Source organism: Altibacter sp. (assembly GCF_019913785.1).
Taxonomy (GTDB): domain Bacteria; phylum Bacteroidota; class Bacteroidia; order Flavobacteriales; family Flavobacteriaceae; genus Altibacter.
This window is the reverse complement of sequence record NZ_JAIOHK010000060.1, coordinates 158,843-178,387: the sequence shown is the minus strand read 5'-3', so window position 1 is coordinate 178,387 and position 19,545 is coordinate 158,843. Positions and strand designations below refer to the sequence as shown.

Below are 19,545 nucleotides of genomic sequence, written 5' to 3'. Positions count from 1 at the left end.
ATTATCTAGTTAAAGTTTAGTTTTAAGGAACAGAACTTCGCTATAGATTTTATATATTTGATGAATAACGATGTATCACTCCTCAAATTAAGTTATGCATGAGTCTCTTTAAAAGACTTTTAAACCCTAATTATAAGTCAGAAGAAAAAGCAAAATCTGACCAGAGTAAATATTACCCTGAAGAGAAACTTCCTACCGACGAAAAATTCACCTATAACTTCAATAAAAATGGTGGAAAATTCCTGTATTGTGAAAACTTAGAGGAAGTATTAGAGTCGTTTGATAACATTCTTTTAGAGAACGACTGGTATGAGAAAGATGTATTTTGCATTAACGACCAACTCATGTCGCGTTTTGATGGATACAATTTAAATTTCACAAAAAAAACCAACGCCACTTTCTTCTTATCTACCTGTGAATCGTTGGTTGCCAACAATGGCTCCATCTTACTTTGCTCCAATCAGATTAAAGAGAAAAAGTTAAAAGAACTTCCTTTTAATTTTGTCATTTTTGCAACCACCAGCCAATTAGTTGACAATATTAGTGAAGGCCTTCGCAATATTAAAAACCAGAGCCGGAGCCACATTCCAAGCAATATAACGACCATTCAAGACTTCGAAACAGAAAAAGAAAAGGACTTCATGAGTTATGGAAGTAGCACAAAAAACCTATATTTGCTGCTATTGGAAGACCTCTAACCTATGAAGGAAATTATTGTGCGATCTATATCGGGAGCCTTTTATATCTCGATCATAATCATTTCAATGTTTGCATCGCGCGAATGGTTTATGGGACTCTTCTTTCTACTTGCCCTTGTTACCCTCAATGAATTTTTACGACTGGTACACTTAAAAAGTTACCTCGCCTATGTCCTTTTGGCGGCAGGAATGTACTTTTTAAGTTATAAGGTCTTCGATGGCAATGCCGTGTATCTTTTTTTAATTCTTTCGGCCTTTGTCAACCTGTTTCTTTTAAAGGATGTTTTATGGGTGAGTAAAATTCCCATGTTTGAAAAAAAGAAATACATCGCCATTATTTTCTATATCATAAGCGGATTTGTGTTTTTGACACTAATCCCCTTCCGCAATGAAGAATTCATCCCAACCATTATCATTGGAATATTTATTCTGGTGTGGGCAAATGACACCTTTGCCTACCTTATTGGCAAGAATTTTGGAAAGCATAAATTGTTAGAGCGAATCTCCCCAAAAAAAACAGTGGAAGGGTTTTTAGGAGGTTTGATCGGCTCGATATGCGCAGGATTTTTTATCTTTAAATACATCGAACAATTTGATCTTATAATTTGGCTAACCCTAGCGTTTATCGTTACCCTATTTGGAACTATTGGCGATTTGATCCAATCCAAATTCAAACGTCAGGCCGGTGTCAAAGACAGTGGTATTTTAATGCCCGGACATGGTGGATTGTATGACCGATTAGACAGTATTATATTTGCCAGTCCGTTTATTTATGCATTTTTAGAAGTGGTAGATTATGTTTCATAAAGAAGGATATAAAATTATTCTAATCGCATTTTTTAGTTGTGTGATTATAAGCCTTTTGGTTGAGTTTTTTGTGCCGAATACAATGCTAAAAGGAGGCATCATTATCATACTAATGATCCTGTTGATACTAATCCTACAGTTTTTCAGAAACCCAAAACGAAATTTTACCCTAAACGAGTCACAAGTGTTGTCACCCGTAGATGGCAAAGTAGTGGTTATAGAAGAAGTCTTCGAAAAGGAATTTTTTAAGGAAAATCGCATACAGGTTTCGGTATTCATGTCTCCCATTAATGTTCATGTAACGCGTTACCCGGTGGGTGGACAAGTAGTTTTCAGCAAATACCACCCGGGGAAATTTCTGGTGGCGTGGCATCCAAAGTCCAGTGAGGAAAATGAAAGAACTACGGTGGTTGTCAACAGTAAATCCTTCGGAAATGTATTGCATCGCCAAATTGCAGGCGCTATGGCAAAACGTATCGTAAATTATGCCGAAGAAGGACAGGAAGTAACTCAGGCTTCGGACAGCGGGTTTATAAAGTTCGGTTCCCGTGTAGATGTATTCTTGCCGCTCAATACAAAAATAGATGTAAAACTGAACCAAGTTGTAAAAGGCGGAATGACCATTATTGCTTCAAAATGACACCCGAAGAATTAAATATCGCCTTTGAGAACGCCGTGGAAAGCATCAACAGTCATACAGATCCCTTTCCTGCCGATGTTTTGCTGAAGCTATATGCCTATTACAAACGGGCCACCAATTCACAAGACAGTCCAAGTAGTAGTAATCCTCTTATTTCGGCCTTTAAAACAAACGCACTTTTCCAAGCCCGTGGGATTAGCACCGATCAAGCTAAGGAACTCTACATCGAAGCCGTTAAGCAATATTTTTTATATAGAAAATAACCCGCCCTTTACTGCAAATTCGCCAATGAAGCTTTTAAGGTTTCAATCTTCGCCAAGGCATCCGCTTCTTTTTGCTTTTCCATAGCAACCACCTTTTCGGGGGCCCCACTTACAAATTTTTCGTTCTTCAGCTTTCCTTGAACGCTTTTTAAAAAGCCTTCGGTATATTTAAGCTCTTCCTTAAGTTTTGCGATCTCTTCCTTAACATCGATGGCTCCTGCAATGGGCACAAAGTATTCGTTCGATTTTACCCTATACGTCAAAGCGCCTTCAGGTTTTTCTGAAACATAGGTTACAGATTGTGTATTTCCGGATTTTGCAATTACTTCATCGAAAGTAGGAGCAACATGCTCATGGTTCAGTACTAAAAAATCGATTTTCTCTTTAAACGAAATATTCTTCTCTTTCCGAATGGTTCGAATACCTGAAATCACTTCCGAAGCAAAATCGAATTCCTTGATCAAGTCATCATCAAATGAAGTCAGCTCGGGCCATTTAGTAATGATAAGGGCTTCATTGGGTGTTCTTTCTGAAATATGTTGCCAAATCTCTTCAGAAATAAAAGGAACAAAAGGATGTAGGATTCGCAGATTATCTTCCAAAATCGCAATTACTTCTTGATATGTTTTTTTCGATATGGGTTCGCCAAAGGCCGGTTTTACCATCTCTAGCAACCAAGAGCAGAAATCGTCCCAAACCAATTTATAGGTTGCCATTAAGGCATCACTGATTCGGTATTTGCTGTAGTGGTCTTCAATTTCAGCCAAGGTTTTCTGAAATCTATTTTTATACCATTTTAAGGCGATAACGCCAGCCGCATCGGCATCCTTGGTTTCGGATACCTCCCAACCCTCGATCAAACGATAGGCATTCCATATTTTATTTACAAAAGCACTCCCCTGTTTACACAGATCTTCGTCGAACATCAAATCATTACCTGCCGGTGAACTCAAAAGCATTCCCACGCGAACACCATCGGCTCCGTATTGATCCATCAAAACAATAGGGTCCGGTGAGTTACCTAGCGATTTACTCATCTTTCGTCGTTGCTTGTCTCTAACGATTCCTGTTAAATACACATTGGTAAACGGTTTCTCATTTCGGTATTCATAGCCTGCGATAATCATTCGGGCTACCCAAAAGAATAAAATCTCCGGGGCTGTCACCAGATCATTGGTAGGATAATAATAATTGATTTCTTTATTGTTGGGTTCCAGTATCCCGCCAAATACACTGATAGGCCATAACCAAGATGAAAACCAAGTATCGAGTGCATCTGGATCCTGCGTCAATTGGGCAGCCACCAAATTTAAATTTCCCGATTTTTTACGTGCTTCTGTAACTGCTTCATCCAATGTTTCGGCTACCACGAAATCTTCCTTCCCATCGCCATAATAGAATGCCGGAATTTGCTGACCCCACCATAACTGACGTGAAATATTCCAATCTCGAACATTCTCCATCCAATGACGATAGGTGTTTATGAATTTTTCCGGCACCAGATGCACCTCTTTTTCCAACACAGCATCTAGGGCAGGTTGTGCCAAATCTTTCATTTTTAAGAACCATTGATCGCTCAATCTAGGTTCAATGACAGCGCCGGTTCGCTCACTCGTCCCGATTTTGTTTGTATGTTGCTCAATTTTTTCTAAAACGCCCAAGGCTTCCAGTTCATTCACAATCTCCTTTCGCGCCACAAAACGATCTTTTCCTTGATAATGCATTCCGAAGCTATTCAACGTAGCATCCTCGTTCAAAATATCAATTACTTCCAGCATGTGTTTATCGCCAAGCATCTTGTCATTCTCGTCGTGAGCCGGGGTTACTTTCAAACATCCGGTTCCAAACTCAATATCAACGTATTCGTCTTCTATAATTGGAATAACACGATTACAGATAGGGACGATAGCTTTCTTCCCCTTTAAATGTTTAAAACGGTCATCATTTGGATTGATACAAATTGCCGTATCTCCCAAAATAGTTTCAGGACGTGTGGTTGCAATCGTCAAATGGTCCTCACTCCCTTCAATTTGATATTTCAAATAATAGAGGTTTCCTTGCTTTTCCTGATAGATTACCTCTTCATCAGACAATGTAGTCTTGGCCTGAGGATCCCAGTTGACCATACGATATCCTCGGTAAATATTTCCTTTTTTATATAGATCGACAAACACTTTTATGACCGAAGCTGACATATCGTCATCCATCGTAAACTTTGTTCGCTCCCAATCGCAGGAAGCTCCTAATTTCTTTAGCTGTTCCAGGATAATGCCACCATGCTTATGGGTCCATTCCCAGGCGTGTTCTAAAAATACCTCGCGGGAAAGATCGGCCTTATGGATACCATCTTCCTTTAATTTTGCTACAACCTTGGCTTCCGTTGCAATTGAGGCGTGGTCAGTACCCGGCACCCAGCATGCATTAAACCCTTTTAGTCGCGCACGACGGATTAAAACATCTTGTAAAGTATTGTTCAACATATGACCCATATGTAATACCCCTGTCACATTGGGAGGAGGAATCACGATGGTGTAAGGCTCCCTTTCGTCTACTTCACTGTGGAAATAACCGTGCTGCATCCAGTAGCTATACCACTTATCCTCAATCTTTTGAGCATTATATTTTGCATCTAAGGCCATGTTTGGTCTAGTTTTTGAAATGTAATGTGCAAAAGTAGTTATATCTGCAGGATTATAAAAGTGAATAAGTTATTTTGCAGTTTGTAAGAAAGATACTTACATTAGCTATTCTAAAATGAAAATTATTATGAAAAAATTAGTCTTAATAGCCGTTGTCACTTTAGTAAGCTTTGCTGCTACCGCGCAGGCTAAAATCAAATTTAAATCGGAAACAATCGATTACGGAACTATTGCGAAAGGGAGTGATGGTGTACGTGTTTTTGAATTTACCAATACCGGAAATGCACCTTTAATTGTAAGTGATGTTAAATCCAGTTGTGGATGTACGGTCCCAAAGAAACCGGATGGACCTGTTGCTCCTGGTGCCAGTAGCACTATTGAGGTGAAGTACGATACCAATCGTGTTGGCCCCATCCGTAAAACAGTAACGGTGTATTCTAATGCCGATGAGCCTATCAAAGCGCTTAAGATAAAAGGAGAAGTTGTTGAAGAAGGAAAAAGTGTTTTAGAGAAAACGAAATAAAAAATTACTTAGTTTGAAACCCTAAACCGTTCACAAATTGTGGGCGGTTTTTTTTATAGTACCTTTTTGAGATTGAATTTCACTTTGGCTTGCTTGCCATTTCGTTCGATTATCATGGTAATAGTTTTTCCCACTTTTGAACTGAACAAATTTACGAGTTCGTATAATTTATATCTATAGGAAAGCTTGTTATTTATGCTAATAATCTCATCACCGTTCTCAATTCCAGCAAGTGCTGCTGGTGAGCCATCCCGCACATCGGCCACTATAAACTTTGGCGCTAGAAAAAAACTAAATACTTTTTGAGTTTTTATGCTAATCACCCCGTTGGAATCAGTATCCTGATTTATATTCAACAGATTATCCAAAATTTCCTTCTCATCTTTAACAACAACCAATCCGTCGTGCTCTATAGTCAATCCGCTCATATTGTAATAAAAAGGATCATTAAATTTTGAGTTTTTCCTAAGTATCATTCTATTCGATGGATAATCCATGATTACCGTAAAGCGTTTTAAAATATCACCGCCTAAGCTTCCGTTGCGTTCCTTATAAAATTTCACACTGTCCATAGCACTTTCATTGGGATAAGCAACATTCACATCCTGTAATTTAAAATCGCCTAAGCGCGTTTCTTTAAGTCGGGATCGCTTTCCGTAAATATTTCCGCTCAATCCTAAACCCAGAAAATCATCGAAATAGTTTTTTGGTGATTCTGAAATACCATGATTCTCATCGAACAACCAAAGCGCATCACTGGATCCACTATCAATCAACATAGTTACTTCTTTTGGTGAATTCGAAGTCGTGACCGAAATATCTATGTAAGGCTTGTTCTCGTACATCGTAATATCCAATACCTCGCACGATCTACAGATTTTTGGTTCAAAATGTGCAGGGTCATAAAACGTTATCTTTTTTACGACATAATCTGTTTTTACAATGAATTTTTTAAAGAAATCGTAACCAATAATTCCGTGAACAGGTAGCCCCATACGAGGTGAGAGGTTCAGGGATTGCTCAAAGATCACATAGATGGTATGATCTGTATCCACCGCATCGCCAATCTTAAGGGTATTATTTTTACTTCGAAGTGCCTCAATACTGCCTCCATCCCCCAATCCCCGTATCTTTAAGGGCCTAGCGTTTTTTAGCTCTAATGAATCTTCTTGAGATACTCCAAACAATATAGTGGCATTAACACCGGTGTCTAAAAGAAATGAAAGTTTGGTGCCGTTCACTTCAACCGGGATTACTACCAGATTATTTACCAATTCGAAACGAACCTTATCCCGCTTGGATCCTTCTGGTAGTGCAAATCCATTTTGTGAAAGCGCGGTGCCGAAAATACCAAAAAAAACACCTAAGAAAAGGGCTAACCGTATTATTTTATATTCTGTTTTCAATGGAATTGAAGATATAAAAATTTGCCGAATGTAACACATTACTGTGTGGATTTATAAAATATATTTCGCAACTTTGCTGCTAAACAATTTCGCTATGCCTTCAGTATCACGTAAAGGACAAAACATGCCGGAATCACCTATTAGAAAGTTGGTTCCTTTTGCCGAAAAAGCCTATAAGGAAAACAAGACCGTATACCATTTAAATATAGGTCAGCCCGATATTAAAACCCCTCAGATCGCAATGGATGCTGTGGCCATGCACAGTTTAGATGTGCTAGCCTATTCGAGGTCGGAAGGCTCTGAAGACTACCGAAAGAAAATTGCCAATTATTACAAGAAGAATGATATTCATGTTACCGCAGACGAAATCATAGTAACAACTGGAGGTAGTGAAGCTCTACTTTTTGCTATGGGAAGTGTAGCCGATATTGGAGATGAGATCATTATACCCGAGCCCTTCTACGCCAACTACAATGGTTTTGCCACCGCATCGGGTGTAAATATAGTTCCTGTAATTTCTAAGATTGAAGACAATTTTGCCCTTCCTCCTATTTCAGAATTTGAAAAACTCATCACCCCGAAAACAAAGGCGATTCTAATTTGTAACCCGGGAAATCCTACCGGATATTTATATTCGAAAGAGGAAATTCAAACCCTGGCAGCTATTGTAAAGAAACACGATCTTTTTTTAATCGCCGATGAGGTGTATCGTGAATTTACCTATGATGGATACGAACACTATTCGATTCTTCAAGAGGAGAGCATGGCTGAATACGGCATCATTATCGATTCAGTTTCCAAAAGATACAGTATGTGCGGCGCGCGAATTGGTTGCCTGGTATCGAAAAATAAGGACATCATTAAAACGGCCTTAAAGTTTGCGCAGGCACGTCTTAGTCCGCCCACTTTTGCGCAGATTGCGAGCGAGGCCGCCTTAGACACACCTCAGAGTTATTTTGACGAAGTGATCTCCGAATACAAGGATCGTCGTGACACATTAATCTCACACCTTCAAAAAATACCCGGAGTTAAAGTTGGACTCCCAAAAGGAGCCTTTTATTGTATCGTAGAACTACCCGTAAAAAATAGTGACGCTTTTGCCCAATGGCTGCTCGAAAAATTTGACCATAAGGGGGAAACAATCATGGTAGCACCCGCTGCCGGATTCTATTCAAGTCCCGGAGTAGGGCTTAATCAGGTGCGGATTGCATATGTTCTTAAAAAAGAAAGTTTGATAAAAGCAGTTGAAATTCTACGCATTGCCCTAGAACAATACGAGGATTGATGCAGATCGAAGAAAATAAATCACTGAAAGAATTTAACACCTTCGGAATTGATTGTAAGGCACGTTATTTTGTTGAAGTGACTACTACTTCAGATCTTAGAAAAGTACTTTCCATGCGGCCCAATGAACCACTTTTCATCCTAGGTGGCGGCAGTAATATGTTACTCACCCAAGATATCAATGACTTGGTACTCTATTTAAATTTAAAGGGTATTTCTAAAGTTTCTGAAGATAAAGACCATGTGACTTTGAAGGTAATGGCAGGTGAAAACTGGCATGAATTTGTTATGTATTGCATCGATCACGACTATGGTGGCGTAGAAAACTTATCCTTAATTCCCGGCAATGTAGGAACGGCCCCCATTCAGAATATAGGTGCGTATGGTGTTGAACTGAAAGACGTCTTTGAAAGCTGTAATGCTGTTGAAATCGCCACACAGGTGGAAAAGGAATTCAGTAAAACAGCCTGTCAATTTGGGTATAGGAATTCCATTTTTAAAAATGAGGCGAAAGGAAAGTACATTATTACCAGCGTAACCTTACGACTTACGAAACAGGGAAATCATTCCTTTAGTACCTCGTACGGAGCGATTCAGGAAAAACTGGCAGCGGCGCAGATTGAAACGCCCACCATCAAGGATATTTCGGATGCAGTTATCGCTATTCGTCGTTCCAAACTCCCGGACCCCAAAGAACTGGGTAACAGCGGTAGTTTCTTTAAAAACCCTATAATCGATGCGGAGGCATTTAAGGGGTTCCGAATTACATACCCGGAAGCTCCCTTTTATGAAGTTTCACCAACCGAGTTTAAAATTCCCGCAGGATGGCTTATTGAACAAGCCGGATTTAAGGGACAACGCATGGGTGATGCCGGAGTTCATAAAAATCAGGCGTTGGTTTTGGTAAATCACGGCGGCGCTTCCGGAAATGAAATATGGCAATTGGCCTTACAGATTCAGAAATCAGTAAAAGAGAAATTCGGTATCTATATCGAACCGGAAGTAAACATTTTCTAATCCTTCATCAACAGGCTGCCTACGGTATGTACCATACCATTTGAGCCCAAAATATCCCCTTTGTCCAACAGCATTGCCTTTGCCCCGGTCGTATTGGTAACCACAATATTACGCCCGCTTTTCGAAACGGTAAGCGATTCGCCCGATATGGTTTGCAATACAAAAGATCCTTTATTCGACTTTATATTTTCAAGTAAAGTTGCCGAGTCAAAACTACCTTGCACCACATGGCTTTTTAAAATGGCCATAAGGGTTTCTCTATTTTTAGGATTTAAAAAGCGCTTCTTTTTTGCTTCATCTAATTGTTCGAAAGCCGCATTGGTCGGGGCAAAAACAGTATAGGGTCCCTTTTCTTTTAGAAGTATATCGGTAATCCCAACGGTAACCAAATGACTCGCAAATGCCTTTAGATCGGGATTCATCATAACTACTGCCATAACACTTTTCGCCTGAGCTTTTTCCTCCTCGGTTGGGACTTTACGCACCTTTTTAACGACGGTATCGGTTTTTACCTGTCCATCTTCCATGGCGGGCTCTTTCGCGTCATTCTTACAAGCAATAAAAGCAGCGAATACTGTAAAAACAAGTAATGATCGATAGATATATTTCATAATAAATGTTGAAAAATTGGATGCTAAAAATAATCAAATTACAAGTACATCACCAAGAAAGATTGTATTTTTGTAACTTAAATTAATCGTATGGGACTTTTAATAATCACCTTTATATTATTACTCCTCGCCTTTGCCGGAATCGCTATAAAAATTTGGGGTAAAAAAGATGGGAAATTTGCCGGGACATGTGCGAGTCAGAGTCCATTTTTAAACAAAGATGGAGAAGCTTGTGGTTTTTGTGGAAAGACACCGGACCAGTTTGACTCTTGTAACGAACCACCTCATAAGTAAAATAACCCGCTCCTCTGCCTATGGTGCTACTTTACATTTTTGCAGCGGTGGTCTTTGTAAACTGTCTGTATTTTTTACTCTTTTCTAAATTCTCGTTTTTAAAGCTTTCGGAAATAGAAGCTTCGGAAAAATTTCCAATATCCCTTATTGTCTGTGCCAAGAACGAAGCCGAAAATTTAAAAAAACACATTCCGCTTTGGCTGAAGCAAAACTATCCCGACTTCGAACTTGTCCTCATTAATGATGCTTCATATGACGAGACACTGGATATAATGGAAGCCTTTGCCTTAACCGATTCGCGTATTAAAATTGTAGATGTTGAGAATAACGAAGCCTTTTGGGCCAGTAAAAAATACGCCCTTACCCTAGGAATAAAAAAAGCAAAGCACAAGCGCATGCTCTTTACCGATGCAGACTGCCGTCCGGCGAGTGACGATTGGATCAAAGAGATGACCGCCCCTTTTTCGGAAACAAAACAATTAATTCTAGGCTATGGTGCCTACGAGAAAGCATCCGGTTTTTTAAATAAACTAATCCGTTTCGAAACGGTCCTGACGGCCCTTCAGTATTTTTCGTATGCCAGAGCCGGTATACCCTATATGGGTGTGGGAAGGAATTTGGCCTACACCAGCAACCTTTATTACGACAACAAAGGTTTTATGTCGCATATGAAAGTGGCTTCGGGAGATGACGATCTCTTTGTAAACGAAGTCGCTTCAAAAGAGAATACTGCCCTCTGCTTTACTGAAAAGGCCTTTACGTATTCTATTCCGAAGAAGACGTGGAAATCTTGGATTCTTCAGAAAAAAAGACATACTTCTACGGCTAAATTGTACAAGCCAATACATCGATTGCTTTTGGGACTCTTTTACCTCTCAAATCTCTTATTTTGGGTATTAGCTCCTATCGCAATGATATGGGTTGATTGGAAAATTCCACTGGCACTTGTGCTCTTTAGATGTGTACTACAAGGATTTATTTTTGGGAAAGCTGCTTCGAAATTACGAGAAAAAGATCTTATTATATTTATTCCTATTCTTGAATTGTTTTTAGTATTCGTTCAATTGAGTATCTTTATTTCCAATAGAAATTCAAAACAAGTCCGTTGGAAATAGCCAAAGAAGAAATTCTACACCAAGTCCAAAAAGCGAAAAAAGGCAAGCAAAGTGCTTTCAGTTTTCTATTAGATTACTATTGGAACGAAGTGTATGGCTTTCAGCTAAAACGGGTGAAGGATGAATACGAAGCAGAGGACATTACCATTGAAGCGTTTTCGAAGGCCTTCGACAAGATCGATACTTTTGATGAAAAGTACACCTTTAGCACATGGCTTATCACCATTTCAAAAAACATCCAAATAGATAAAAGCCGAAAGAAAAACGCTTCGATTTATCTACAAACCACCGATGCCAGTGAGGAGCACATCAAGAGGATCGCCGACAGGAATCCTACCCCGGAAGATAAACTCATCACCGAGCAGAATCTGGCCGAATTGTTACGATATATCAAGGAATTAAAACCTCACTACCAGGAGATAATCAATCTGAGGTATTTTCAGGAAATGAGTTATAACGAAATCTCTGAGGCACTAGAAGAACCTTTAAACAATGTAAAGGTCCGGCTCCTCCGAGCCCGTAAATTATTGTCGGAAATTATTACACAACACCATTCACATTGATACGCTTGCTGCAAAGATTGGGTCCCGGCTTTCTCTTTGCCGGAGCGGCCATAGGGGTCTCCCACCTGGTACAGTCCACCAGAGCCGGAGCCGATTTCGGATTTAGTTTAATTTGGGCTTTATTGCTTATCAATGCTGTAAAATATCCCTTTTTTGAATTTGGACCGCGCTATGCGGCGGCCACCGGAGAGAGCTTGTTAAAAGGTTACGAGAAAATGGGCAAAGGCGTGCTTATTGCCTATTTCGCAATCACTTTCGCCACCATGTTTACCATTCAAACAGCGGTGACCATTGTAACTGCCGGTATTGCCTCCTACCTTTTTGGAGGTGGATCGGTTGTTTTGTGGACAGCTATTATTACCGCAGTATGCTTCGCTATTTTAATAATTGGCCGCTACAAAATCCTGGATTCCCTGATGAAAGTCATTGTGCTTTGTTTAACGTTAAGTACAATCTTAGCTGTAGTGTTGGCCATTAAACCCGAAACTTCGATAAGTTTTGCGCAGGTATTGCCTACCGATGCTGTTTCGGTGGCTTTTTTAATAGCTTTTATGGGATGGATGCCGGCCCCATTGGATATCTCTATCTGGCATTCTATGTGGACGGTGGAAAAGAAAAAATTAGATCCATCTATAACGCCCAAACAATCGCGTTTCGATTTTAACATTGGATTCATCACCACCATTGTGTTGGGGATTGGGTTTGTGGCATTGGGAGCTTTGGTGCTTTATGGAAGCGGAGCGACCTTTTCTCCCCAAGCAGGCACTTTTGCCAACCAACTTATATCAATGTATACATCCAGTTTGGGTGAGGGTACCAAAATAATTATTGGTGTTGCGGCCCTCACCACCATGTTTAGCACTACATTGACAACTCTGGATGCCTCGCCACGAGTAATGCATGCCACCAGCGAGATCTGGCGCGGAGGGGTTATAAAACACGGCTATTTTATATGGCTCATCGTGCTAACTCTAGGAACACTTGCTATTTTCTTCTTTTTTATTTCTGAAATGGGATTACTTATAAAAATTGCAACCATTTTATCGTTCTTAACGGCTCCATTTTATGCTATTTTTAATTTTAAACTGCTCACGGGAAAGCACACGCCGGAAAGTGCCCGACCTTCAAATTTTATGAAGGTGTACAGTCTGTTTTCAATCGTTATTTTGATTGCGTTTAGTATTTGGTTTCTCACCACATTATAATGCTATTTTTCTAGGTATTCTTTGTAACTTTGTCGCTGCTTATGCAAACTGAATCATTAGATATCCAAAAACCTGTACCAAAACCAAAATGGCTTCGGGTAAAATTGCCTACCGGTAAAAAATATACCGAATTACGAGGTCTGGTAGATAAATATAAGTTACACACCATTTGCACTTCAGGAAGTTGTCCTAATATGGGAGAATGCTGGACCGAAGGCACTGCTACGTTTATGATCCTCGGAAACACCTGTACCCGCTCATGCGGCTTTTGCGGGGTTAAAACCGGAAGACCCGATACGATTGATTGGGATGAACCTGAAAAAGTGGCGCGTTCTATCAAACTTATGAATATTAAACACGCGGTCGTCACCTCCGTAGATCGAGATGATCTCAAGGACATGGGCTCTATTATTTGGGCCGAAACCGTGAAAGCGATTCGCCGTATGAACCCTGAAACCACCTTGGAAACACTGATTCCCGATTTTCAAGGAGTGACACGCAATATTGATCGGATAATCACTGTAAAACCTGAAATAGTTTCCCACAATATGGAAACCGTTAAGCGCCTCACCCGCGAGGTGCGTATCCAAGCGAAATATGAACGAAGTCTGGAAGTACTTAGGTATTTAAAAGAACAAGGCATTGAGCGCACCAAAAGCGGTATTATGTTAGGCTTGGGTGAAACAGAAGAAGAGGTTGTACAAACCATGAAGGACCTTCGAAATGCAGGTCTGGATATCGTTACCATAGGTCAATATTTACAACCGTCCAAAAGGCATCTACCCGTAAAGAAGTTTATTGTTCCTGAACAGTTTAAAAAATACGAGACGATTGGCCTTGAAATGGGCTTTCGTCATGTGGAGAGTGGTGCTTTGGTGCGATCTTCATATAAAGCACAAAAGCATCTTACCTAAACCACATGGAGAAGACCATTAAAATAGGGATCAACGGCTTTGGTCGCATAGGCCGGAATCTCTTCAGGTTATTGATCCACCATCCACAAATTGAAGTAGTAGCCGTTAATGATATTGCCGATACTAAAACCTTGGCGCATCTATTAAAGTATGACAGTATTCACGGAATATTACAAGAAGAAATTTCCTATTCGGATCAGCAAATTATCGTAGCCGGAAAACCGGTGCGTTTTTCTTCAGAAAAGAATATTGACAAGATCTCATGGAAAAATGTAGATATTGTAGTAGAGTGTTCAGGAAAATTTAAATCCCGAAACCTGCTGCAAAGTCATCTAAACAATGGAGCGAAAAAGGTCATCCTGTCGGTTCCTCCCCTCGATGATGATATAAAAACAGTAGTACTCGGCGTTAATGATCACATCATAGCACCGGAGGACAACATTATCTCAAATGCTTCCTGCACTACTAACAATGCAGCGCCCATGCTCAAGGTAATCAACGAGCTCTGCGGGATCGAACAGGCGTATATTACAACGATACATTCCTATACCTCAGACCAAAGCCTACACGATCAACCACACCGCGATTTGCGAAGAGCACGTGCTGCCGGACAATCCATTATTCCAACTACTACGGGAGCTGCTAAGGCATTGACCAAAATATTTCCTGAATTGGCTTCAGTTATTGGTGGTTGTGGGATTCGTGTACCGGTCCCCAATGGATCGTTAACCGATATCACAGTAAACGTTAAAAAAGAAGTGACCATAGCGGCCGTAAATGCTGCTTTTAAGAGCGCTTCAGAAGACAGCTTAAAAGGAATTCTTCAGTACACCGAAGACCCTATTGTTTCCATAGATATAGTGGGTAACACGCATTCCTGTATTTTCGATGCCGAAATGACCTCCGTAATCGGCAAAATGGTAAAAATCATTGGTTGGTACGATAATGAAACAGGATATTCCTCTAGAATTGTAAATTTAATCCTACAAATTTACAAAAAATAGGCACCATTATCGAGTAAATGACTATATTTATCGCCGAAGTACATAAGAATAATGAATAGTATCTCATTCAAATACAAGATATTAATCCCCGCCTTATTCTGTTTTTTCCTGACTAATTTCACATTAGCACAGGAGTCGAAACAGGATACTATTTCTATTGTCAAAAAGCACCAAACGAATGCCGGAGAAGCTTTAAAGAACCAAGATTTTGAAACGGCCATTGTTAATTTAAACAAGGCCAACAAACTCCTTTCTTCAACTACCGATATACGCTTAAAATCTGAAATTCTTCTAAGTGTTTCGGAACTCAATTATCACCTCCATAATTTTGAAAAAGCAGCAACCGAAGCAAACAATGCGATTACGCTGCTGACCAAAAATGGAAATCAAGAAAAATTGGCAATTGCCTATAATCTCTACGGACTTATTTTAACAAGTGCGGGCGATTATCAAGAAGCCGAGCGATATCTCAAAGAGGCTGATAAATACTTTACAGAAAAAAGTGATGAAAAAAACCAGGCAAATGTTGTACTCGGCATGGGGATTTTGGAATTAAAAAAGAAAAACTATAAGGTTGCTGTAAACTACTTTGACGCAGCAATTCCCCTTTTCCAAAACTATAAACTTCCGTATCCTGAAGCTATGGCGTACCTACATAAGGCAGAGGCCCTATTATACCTTAAGCAAGAAGAAGTAAATTATAATACCTTAGAGCAAACCAAATTTACGCTGGACAAGGCTATTGCCCTAAGTGCGGCAAATAATTATTCAAAGATCAAAATTGATAGTTATAAAATTGCCTCCTATCTCGCTTTAAAACAAAACGACTTTCTATTAGCGGAAAGGAATCTGGAAATCTATGAAAGCAGCAACGATTCTATTTATCAGGTTTATTTAAAGGCAATTTCAAAAGGGGTTGATGCCGAATCCAATGTTGGGAATTTAACTGAGATCATCACCGCTCAAAAGGACGATCTGGACAAGAAGCAAAAATCGATCAACTTTGGTAAAATGACCACCGGATTGAGTATTGCGTTAATAGTTATTCTATCTTTATTGACCTTATCACTTTACAAGAACAATAATTTACGAGCCAAAGCCAACGAATTACTTCAAGACAAGAATAACGAGTTACTTTTGGCGAAGGAAAAAGCCGAAAAAGCCTCCTTGGCCAAAGCACAGTTCCTTTCTACAATTACACACGAATTGAGAACCCCGTTATATGCGGTCACCGGACTCACACATCTCTTATTGGAAGAAGACCCAAAACCACACCAGAAGGAACACCTCAATTCATTAAAATTTTCGGGAGAATACTTGTTATCGCTCATCAATAATATTTTGGACCTGAATAAATTAGAGGCCAACAAGGTGGAAATTGAAAAAACAACCTTCTCGTTGAAAAAACGTATCAACGATGTCTTGATTGCCTTGAAAAAGTCTGCCGATGACCGAAAGAACAACCTGCATTTGGAATACGACGAAAACATCCCCGAAAAGTTGGTGGGAGATCCATTGAAACTATCACAGGTGCTTATCAATTTAATTGGAAACTCTGTCAAGTTTACACAAAATGGCGACGTTTGGGTACGCATTGGCAAAATTGACCAAAAGGGTACTAAGGTGTCACTTCACTTCGAAATTGAAGATAATGGGGTGGGGATTTCAAAAAAGAAACAGAAAAGTATTTTCGAAACCTTCTCACAGGCATCGCTTCAGATCAATCGAAAATTTGGCGGTACCGGGCTCGGCTTGTCTATTGTTAAGAACCTACTCGAACTAATGGGCAGTAAGATTCATTTGGAAAGTCAGTTGGGAAAAGGGTCGAAGTTTTGGTTCAATATTAATTTCGACATTTCTGAAGAAGTTAGAGAAGATCTCAACCCAAAGAATATTATTTACGATGTAGATTACCTAGCCTTAGAAAACCGCAAAGTCTTAGTGGTGGAAGACAATAAGATCAATCAAATGATCACGAAGAAGATCCTTGAGAAGAATAAGATGAACTGTCAGGTGGCAGACAATGGGATGGATGCCATCGAATTGATCAAAGAAAATGATTTCGATGTTATTCTAATGGACATTCACATGCCGGGGATTAGTGGAATTGAAGCTACCCAAAAGATTCGGGAATTCGATAAACATCTACCCATTATAGCCTTGACCGCCGTTACGATTGATGAAAATCTAGACGATTTCTATCGTGCCGGTTTCAATGAAATTATCCCAAAACCTTTTAAGACCGAAGAATTCTTCGAAAAAATCTACCGAACCTTAGAAGGTAGAAAATCCCCTGTTGGCAGCTAAGCATCTCGCTGCTTCTCTATACTTGCCACAACGGCATCCTTAAAAAATGTTTCCTGTTCGTTTAAGATTTGGGTCTTGATAGGAAGATAGTATAAGGCAAATTTTCCCAGTTTAGGTTGCAATCTCATATAATCCTTCTCTGTGGTAAGAATAATTTCCTCTTTGCGCAGCGTATTAACATCACAGTCATTAAAATTGTGATGATCCGGATATTTTTTATGTGTAAACTGAAATTCTCTTCGCTTCAAATAGGCGACCAAGGGTTCGGGATTTGCAATTCCGGTGACCAAGGTAAATTTCTTATCCAGCAAATAGTCCAAGGCCCATGTTTCGGATTTACCAAATATCTGCTTGTCATATCCTATTCTGGAAAAATAAACTCGTTGGTGTGGTAAAAGTCCCATTCGAAATTGTATTTCCTGAAGTTTTGCATAGGCCACTCCATCCGGGCATTTGGTCACCACAATGATATCTGCGCGCTTTGCCCCACTTCGCGGTTCTCGCAAATTCCCGGTGGGAAGCATATAGTCATTGAAAAATAAATCGTCAAAAGGAGTCAACAAAATATTGGTTGAAGCCTTTACTTTTCTGTGCTGAAATGCATCGTCCAACAAAATTACATCGGCGTATTTCTGAAGCTTCTCAATCCCTTCCCGACGGTCTTCACAAACGGCAACCTTACAATTTGGAAAATTTTGTTTGAACTGAAGTGGTTCATCCCCTACTTCCTCCGCCGTACTATCAAGCAAGACTTCTTTATAGCCGCTGGTTTTGCGCTTATAACCTCTACTCAAAACGGCCAAATTATAATCTGCTTCTAAAAATGAGGCTAAAAACTGTATCATGGGCGATTTTCCCGTGCCTCCGGTAGAGAGATTCCCAACGCAGATGATAGGCGTTGTATAGCTTCTGCTTTCCCACCAACCCTTGTCGTAGAAATAATTCCGTAGTCCGGTAATACCACCGTATAGGATAGAAAAAGGAAAAAGGAGTTGCCGCAAAAACTTCATAACACGAATGTACTAATTCCAACTAAAAAGTGTATTGCTTTCAAAAGAATAAAAAATAGAAGGGTTTATAAGATCATTTTCCAAGAAAAGTTCATATTCTATTATCTTTACGAAAAATACAAACTCATGCAGGTAAAAGACGTAGTGCAACTATTGGAAGAGATCGCGCCTTTGGCATATGCCGAAGATTTTGACAATACCGGACTTTTGGTAGGCGATCTCGATACGCAGGTTTCGGGAATCCTCGTTACGCTAGACACGCTGGAAGATGTGGTGGATGAGGCTATTTCAGAAGAATGTAACCTAATCGTTAGTTTTCACCCTATTGTTTTTTCGGGACTGAAAAAACTTACCGGAAAAACCTATGTTGAGCGTGTAGTTCAAAAGGCCATCAAACACGACATCGCTATTTATGCAATTCATACAGCCTTGGACAATGCCTGGAATGGCGTAAATGCAATGATCTGTGAAAAACTGAAGTTGACAAATCGCAAGGTATTGCTTCCACAGAAAGAGACCATCAAAAAACTCACCACCTATGTCCCTACTGCAAATGCTGATACCGTCCGATCTGCTTTGTTTTCGGTAGGTGCCGGAGAAATTGGCAATTATACCAACTGCAGCTTTAATACTGTGGGTAGCGGTAGTTTTAACGGAAATGAAGCCTCCAACCCTACTGTTGGAAAAAAAGGAACGATCAACTTTGAGGAAGAAGTGCAAATAGGAATTACCTTTCATAAGCATTTGGAAGCTTCGGTAGTAAAAGCCTTATTTAAATCACATCCATACGAAGAAGTGGCCTACGAGATAACTACCCTTGAAAATACGAATCAGCATATTGGAATGGGGATGATAGGTGCTTTTGAAAAGGCCCTTTCAGAAAAAGAATTTTTACAAATGCTGAAGGTAAACATGAATACAAATTGTGTCCGGCATTCAGCTTTTCTAGGTAAACCAATACACAAAGTTGTCGTCTTAGGTGGCAGTGGCAGTTTTGCCATCGAAGCTGCCAAACGGGCTGGGGCTGATGCCTTTGTAACTGCCGATCTAAAGTATCACGATTTTTTTAAGTCTGAAAACACCCTGTTTTTGGCGGATATTGGTCATTATGAGAGCGAACAATACACAAAAGAACTATTAGTTGCCCTGCTTAACAAAAAAATCACTAATTTTGCACCTGCCTTGCCGGCAGGCAGGGTTGTTTTATCAAAAACAAACACCAATCCTATTAGCTATTATTAGAAT

The 19,545-nt window shown here is 39.8% G+C and carries 19 protein-coding genes; 15 read left to right on the top strand and 4 right to left on the bottom strand.

Going from position 1 to position 19,545, the window contains the following annotated elements; genetic code table 11:
• Window positions 1-98: 98 nt before the first annotated feature.
• The 4 genes from K8F54_RS11095 to K8F54_RS11080 are packed head-to-tail and all read left to right on the top strand — an operon-like array spanning window position 99 to window position 2,408.
• A complete protein-coding gene (locus tag K8F54_RS11095) occupies window positions 99-698 on the top strand; it encodes an LUD domain-containing protein (RefSeq protein ID WP_290790827.1) in 600 nt (199 codons plus the stop codon).
• 3 nt (window positions 699-701) lie between these two features.
• Window positions 702-1,505 (top strand): phosphatidate cytidylyltransferase, encoded by an 804-nt coding sequence (locus K8F54_RS11090; RefSeq protein ID WP_290790825.1) that lies wholly within the window; start codon window positions 702-704, stop codon window positions 1,503-1,505.
• Window positions 1,495-2,145, top strand: coding sequence for a phosphatidylserine decarboxylase family protein (locus tag K8F54_RS11085; RefSeq protein ID WP_290790823.1), 651 nt, complete (start codon window positions 1,495-1,497; stop codon window positions 2,143-2,145). The genes K8F54_RS11090 and K8F54_RS11085 overlap by 11 nt, the downstream gene beginning before the upstream one ends.
• Window positions 2,142-2,408 carry an acyl-CoA-binding protein gene (locus K8F54_RS11080; RefSeq protein ID WP_290790822.1) on the top strand — a complete coding sequence of 89 codons (267 nt, stop codon included), beginning with the start codon at window positions 2,142-2,144 and terminating at the stop codon, window positions 2,406-2,408. The genes K8F54_RS11085 and K8F54_RS11080 overlap by 4 nt, the downstream gene beginning before the upstream one ends.
• A gap of 8 nt (window positions 2,409-2,416) precedes the next feature.
• Here K8F54_RS11080 and K8F54_RS11075 read toward each other — a convergent pair whose 3' ends face one another.
• Window positions 2,417-5,047 (bottom strand): valine--tRNA ligase, encoded by a 2,631-nt coding sequence (locus K8F54_RS11075; RefSeq protein ID WP_290790821.1) that lies wholly within the window; start codon window positions 5,045-5,047, stop codon window positions 2,417-2,419.
• 127 nt (window positions 5,048-5,174) lie between these two features.
• Between K8F54_RS11075 and K8F54_RS11070 the strand changes: the two genes are divergently transcribed.
• Window positions 5,175-5,570, top strand: a complete 396-nt coding sequence (locus tag K8F54_RS11070; protein WP_290790819.1) for a DUF1573 domain-containing protein — start codon at window positions 5,175-5,177, stop codon at window positions 5,568-5,570.
• A 53-nt stretch (window positions 5,571-5,623) separates the two neighbouring features.
• On the opposite strand, the gene K8F54_RS11065 is transcribed toward K8F54_RS11070, so the two are convergent.
• Entirely contained in the window at window positions 5,624-6,976 is a 1,353-nt protein-coding gene (locus K8F54_RS11065; RefSeq protein WP_290790817.1) for an aspartyl protease family protein, read from the bottom strand.
• A 94-nt stretch (window positions 6,977-7,070) separates the two neighbouring features.
• On the opposite strand from K8F54_RS11065, the gene K8F54_RS11060 reads away from it, so the two are divergent.
• Window positions 7,071-8,261, top strand: coding sequence for a pyridoxal phosphate-dependent aminotransferase (locus K8F54_RS11060; RefSeq protein ID WP_290790814.1), 1,191 nt, complete (start codon window positions 7,071-7,073; stop codon window positions 8,259-8,261).
• Complete coding sequence (gene murB, locus K8F54_RS11055) at window positions 8,261-9,277, top strand: UDP-N-acetylmuramate dehydrogenase (protein WP_290790812.1); 1,017 nt, start codon at window positions 8,261-8,263, stop codon at window positions 9,275-9,277. The genes K8F54_RS11060 and murB overlap by 1 nt, the downstream gene beginning before the upstream one ends.
• Here murB and K8F54_RS11050 read toward each other — a convergent pair.
• Window positions 9,274-9,888 carry a fasciclin domain-containing protein gene (locus tag K8F54_RS11050; protein WP_290790810.1) on the bottom strand — a complete coding sequence of 205 codons (615 nt, stop codon included), beginning with the start codon at window positions 9,886-9,888 and terminating at the stop codon, window positions 9,274-9,276. The genes murB and K8F54_RS11050 overlap by 4 nt on opposite strands.
• Before the next feature lie 90 nt (window positions 9,889-9,978).
• Here K8F54_RS11050 and K8F54_RS11045 point away from each other — a divergent pair, with 90 nt between their 5' ends.
• Genes K8F54_RS11045 through K8F54_RS11015 form a run of 7 tightly spaced genes read left to right on the top strand, consistent with a single transcriptional unit; the run spans window position 9,979 to window position 17,290 of the window.
• On the top strand, window positions 9,979-10,182 hold the full coding sequence (locus tag K8F54_RS11045) for a membrane or secreted protein (protein ID WP_290790808.1): 204 nt from the start codon (window positions 9,979-9,981) through the stop codon (window positions 10,180-10,182).
• A 20-nt stretch (window positions 10,183-10,202) separates the two neighbouring features.
• A complete protein-coding gene (locus tag K8F54_RS11040; protein ID WP_290790806.1) occupies window positions 10,203-11,297 on the top strand; it encodes a glycosyltransferase in 1,095 nt (364 codons plus the stop codon).
• Window positions 11,288-11,860: a sigma-70 family RNA polymerase sigma factor gene (locus K8F54_RS11035; RefSeq protein WP_290790804.1), complete on the top strand. Its 573-nt coding sequence runs from the start codon at window positions 11,288-11,290 to the stop codon at window positions 11,858-11,860. Before K8F54_RS11040 ends, K8F54_RS11035 begins: the two co-directional genes overlap by 10 nt.
• On the top strand, window positions 11,857-13,065 hold the full coding sequence (locus K8F54_RS11030; RefSeq protein WP_290790802.1) for an Nramp family divalent metal transporter: 1,209 nt from the start codon (window positions 11,857-11,859) through the stop codon (window positions 13,063-13,065). The genes K8F54_RS11035 and K8F54_RS11030 overlap by 4 nt, the downstream gene beginning before the upstream one ends.
• 41 nt (window positions 13,066-13,106) lie before the next feature.
• A complete protein-coding gene (lipA, locus tag K8F54_RS11025) occupies window positions 13,107-13,979 on the top strand; it encodes a lipoyl synthase (protein WP_290790800.1) in 873 nt (290 codons plus the stop codon).
• 5 nt (window positions 13,980-13,984) lie between these two features.
• A complete protein-coding gene (gene gap / locus K8F54_RS11020) occupies window positions 13,985-14,983 on the top strand; it encodes a type I glyceraldehyde-3-phosphate dehydrogenase (RefSeq protein ID WP_290790798.1) in 999 nt (332 codons plus the stop codon).
• A 51-nt stretch (window positions 14,984-15,034) separates the two neighbouring features.
• The gene (locus K8F54_RS11015; RefSeq protein ID WP_290790793.1) at window positions 15,035-17,290 is read left to right on the top strand and encodes a response regulator; all 2,256 of its coding nucleotides are present in this window, start codon (window positions 15,035-15,037) and stop codon (window positions 17,288-17,290) included.
• On the opposite strand, the gene lpxK is transcribed toward K8F54_RS11015, so the two are convergent.
• Window positions 17,287-18,300, bottom strand: coding sequence for a tetraacyldisaccharide 4'-kinase (gene lpxK, locus K8F54_RS11010; protein ID WP_290790791.1), 1,014 nt, complete (start codon window positions 18,298-18,300; stop codon window positions 17,287-17,289). The two genes, K8F54_RS11015 and lpxK, sit on opposite strands and share 4 nt — an antisense overlap.
• 126 nt (window positions 18,301-18,426) lie before the next feature.
• On the opposite strand from lpxK, the gene K8F54_RS11005 reads away from it, so the two are divergent.
• The gene (locus K8F54_RS11005) at window positions 18,427-19,542 is read left to right on the top strand and encodes a Nif3-like dinuclear metal center hexameric protein (RefSeq protein WP_290790789.1); all 1,116 of its coding nucleotides are present in this window, start codon (window positions 18,427-18,429) and stop codon (window positions 19,540-19,542) included.
• Window positions 19,543-19,545 lie beyond the last annotated feature (3 nt).

Bases quoted from the DNA above. Each gene is read 5' to 3' on its own strand.
- lpxK (WP_290790791.1), bottom strand. From the start codon at position 18,300: ATGAAGTTTTTGCGGCAACTCCTTTTTCCTTTTTCTATCCTATACGGT.
- K8F54_RS11060 (WP_290790814.1), top strand. From the start codon at position 7,071: ATGCCTTCAGTATCACGTAAAGGACAAAACATGCCGGAATCACCTATT.
- K8F54_RS11095 (WP_290790827.1), top strand. From the start codon at position 99: ATGAGTCTCTTTAAAAGACTTTTAAACCCTAATTATAAGTCAGAAGAA.
- K8F54_RS11015 (WP_290790793.1), top strand. From the start codon at position 15,035: ATGAATAGTATCTCATTCAAATACAAGATATTAATCCCCGCCTTATTC.
- K8F54_RS11040 (WP_290790806.1), top strand. From the start codon at position 10,203: ATGGTGCTACTTTACATTTTTGCAGCGGTGGTCTTTGTAAACTGTCTG.
- K8F54_RS11090 (WP_290790825.1), top strand. From the start codon at position 702: ATGAAGGAAATTATTGTGCGATCTATATCGGGAGCCTTTTATATCTCG.
- murB (WP_290790812.1), top strand. From the start codon at position 8,261: ATGCAGATCGAAGAAAATAAATCACTGAAAGAATTTAACACCTTCGGA.
- K8F54_RS11045 (WP_290790808.1), top strand. From the start codon at position 9,979: ATGGGACTTTTAATAATCACCTTTATATTATTACTCCTCGCCTTTGCC.
- K8F54_RS11070 (WP_290790819.1), top strand. From the start codon at position 5,175: ATGAAAAAATTAGTCTTAATAGCCGTTGTCACTTTAGTAAGCTTTGCT.
- K8F54_RS11080 (WP_290790822.1), top strand. From the start codon at position 2,142: ATGACACCCGAAGAATTAAATATCGCCTTTGAGAACGCCGTGGAAAGC.
- K8F54_RS11075 (WP_290790821.1), bottom strand. From the start codon at position 5,047: ATGGCCTTAGATGCAAAATATAATGCTCAAAAGATTGAGGATAAGTGG.
- K8F54_RS11005 (WP_290790789.1), top strand. From the start codon at position 18,427: ATGCAGGTAAAAGACGTAGTGCAACTATTGGAAGAGATCGCGCCTTTG.
- lipA (WP_290790800.1), top strand. From the start codon at position 13,107: ATGCAAACTGAATCATTAGATATCCAAAAACCTGTACCAAAACCAAAA.
- K8F54_RS11050 (WP_290790810.1), bottom strand. From the start codon at position 9,888: ATGAAATATATCTATCGATCATTACTTGTTTTTACAGTATTCGCTGCT.
- K8F54_RS11085 (WP_290790823.1), top strand. From the start codon at position 1,495: ATGTTTCATAAAGAAGGATATAAAATTATTCTAATCGCATTTTTTAGT.
- gap (WP_290790798.1), top strand. From the start codon at position 13,985: ATGGAGAAGACCATTAAAATAGGGATCAACGGCTTTGGTCGCATAGGC.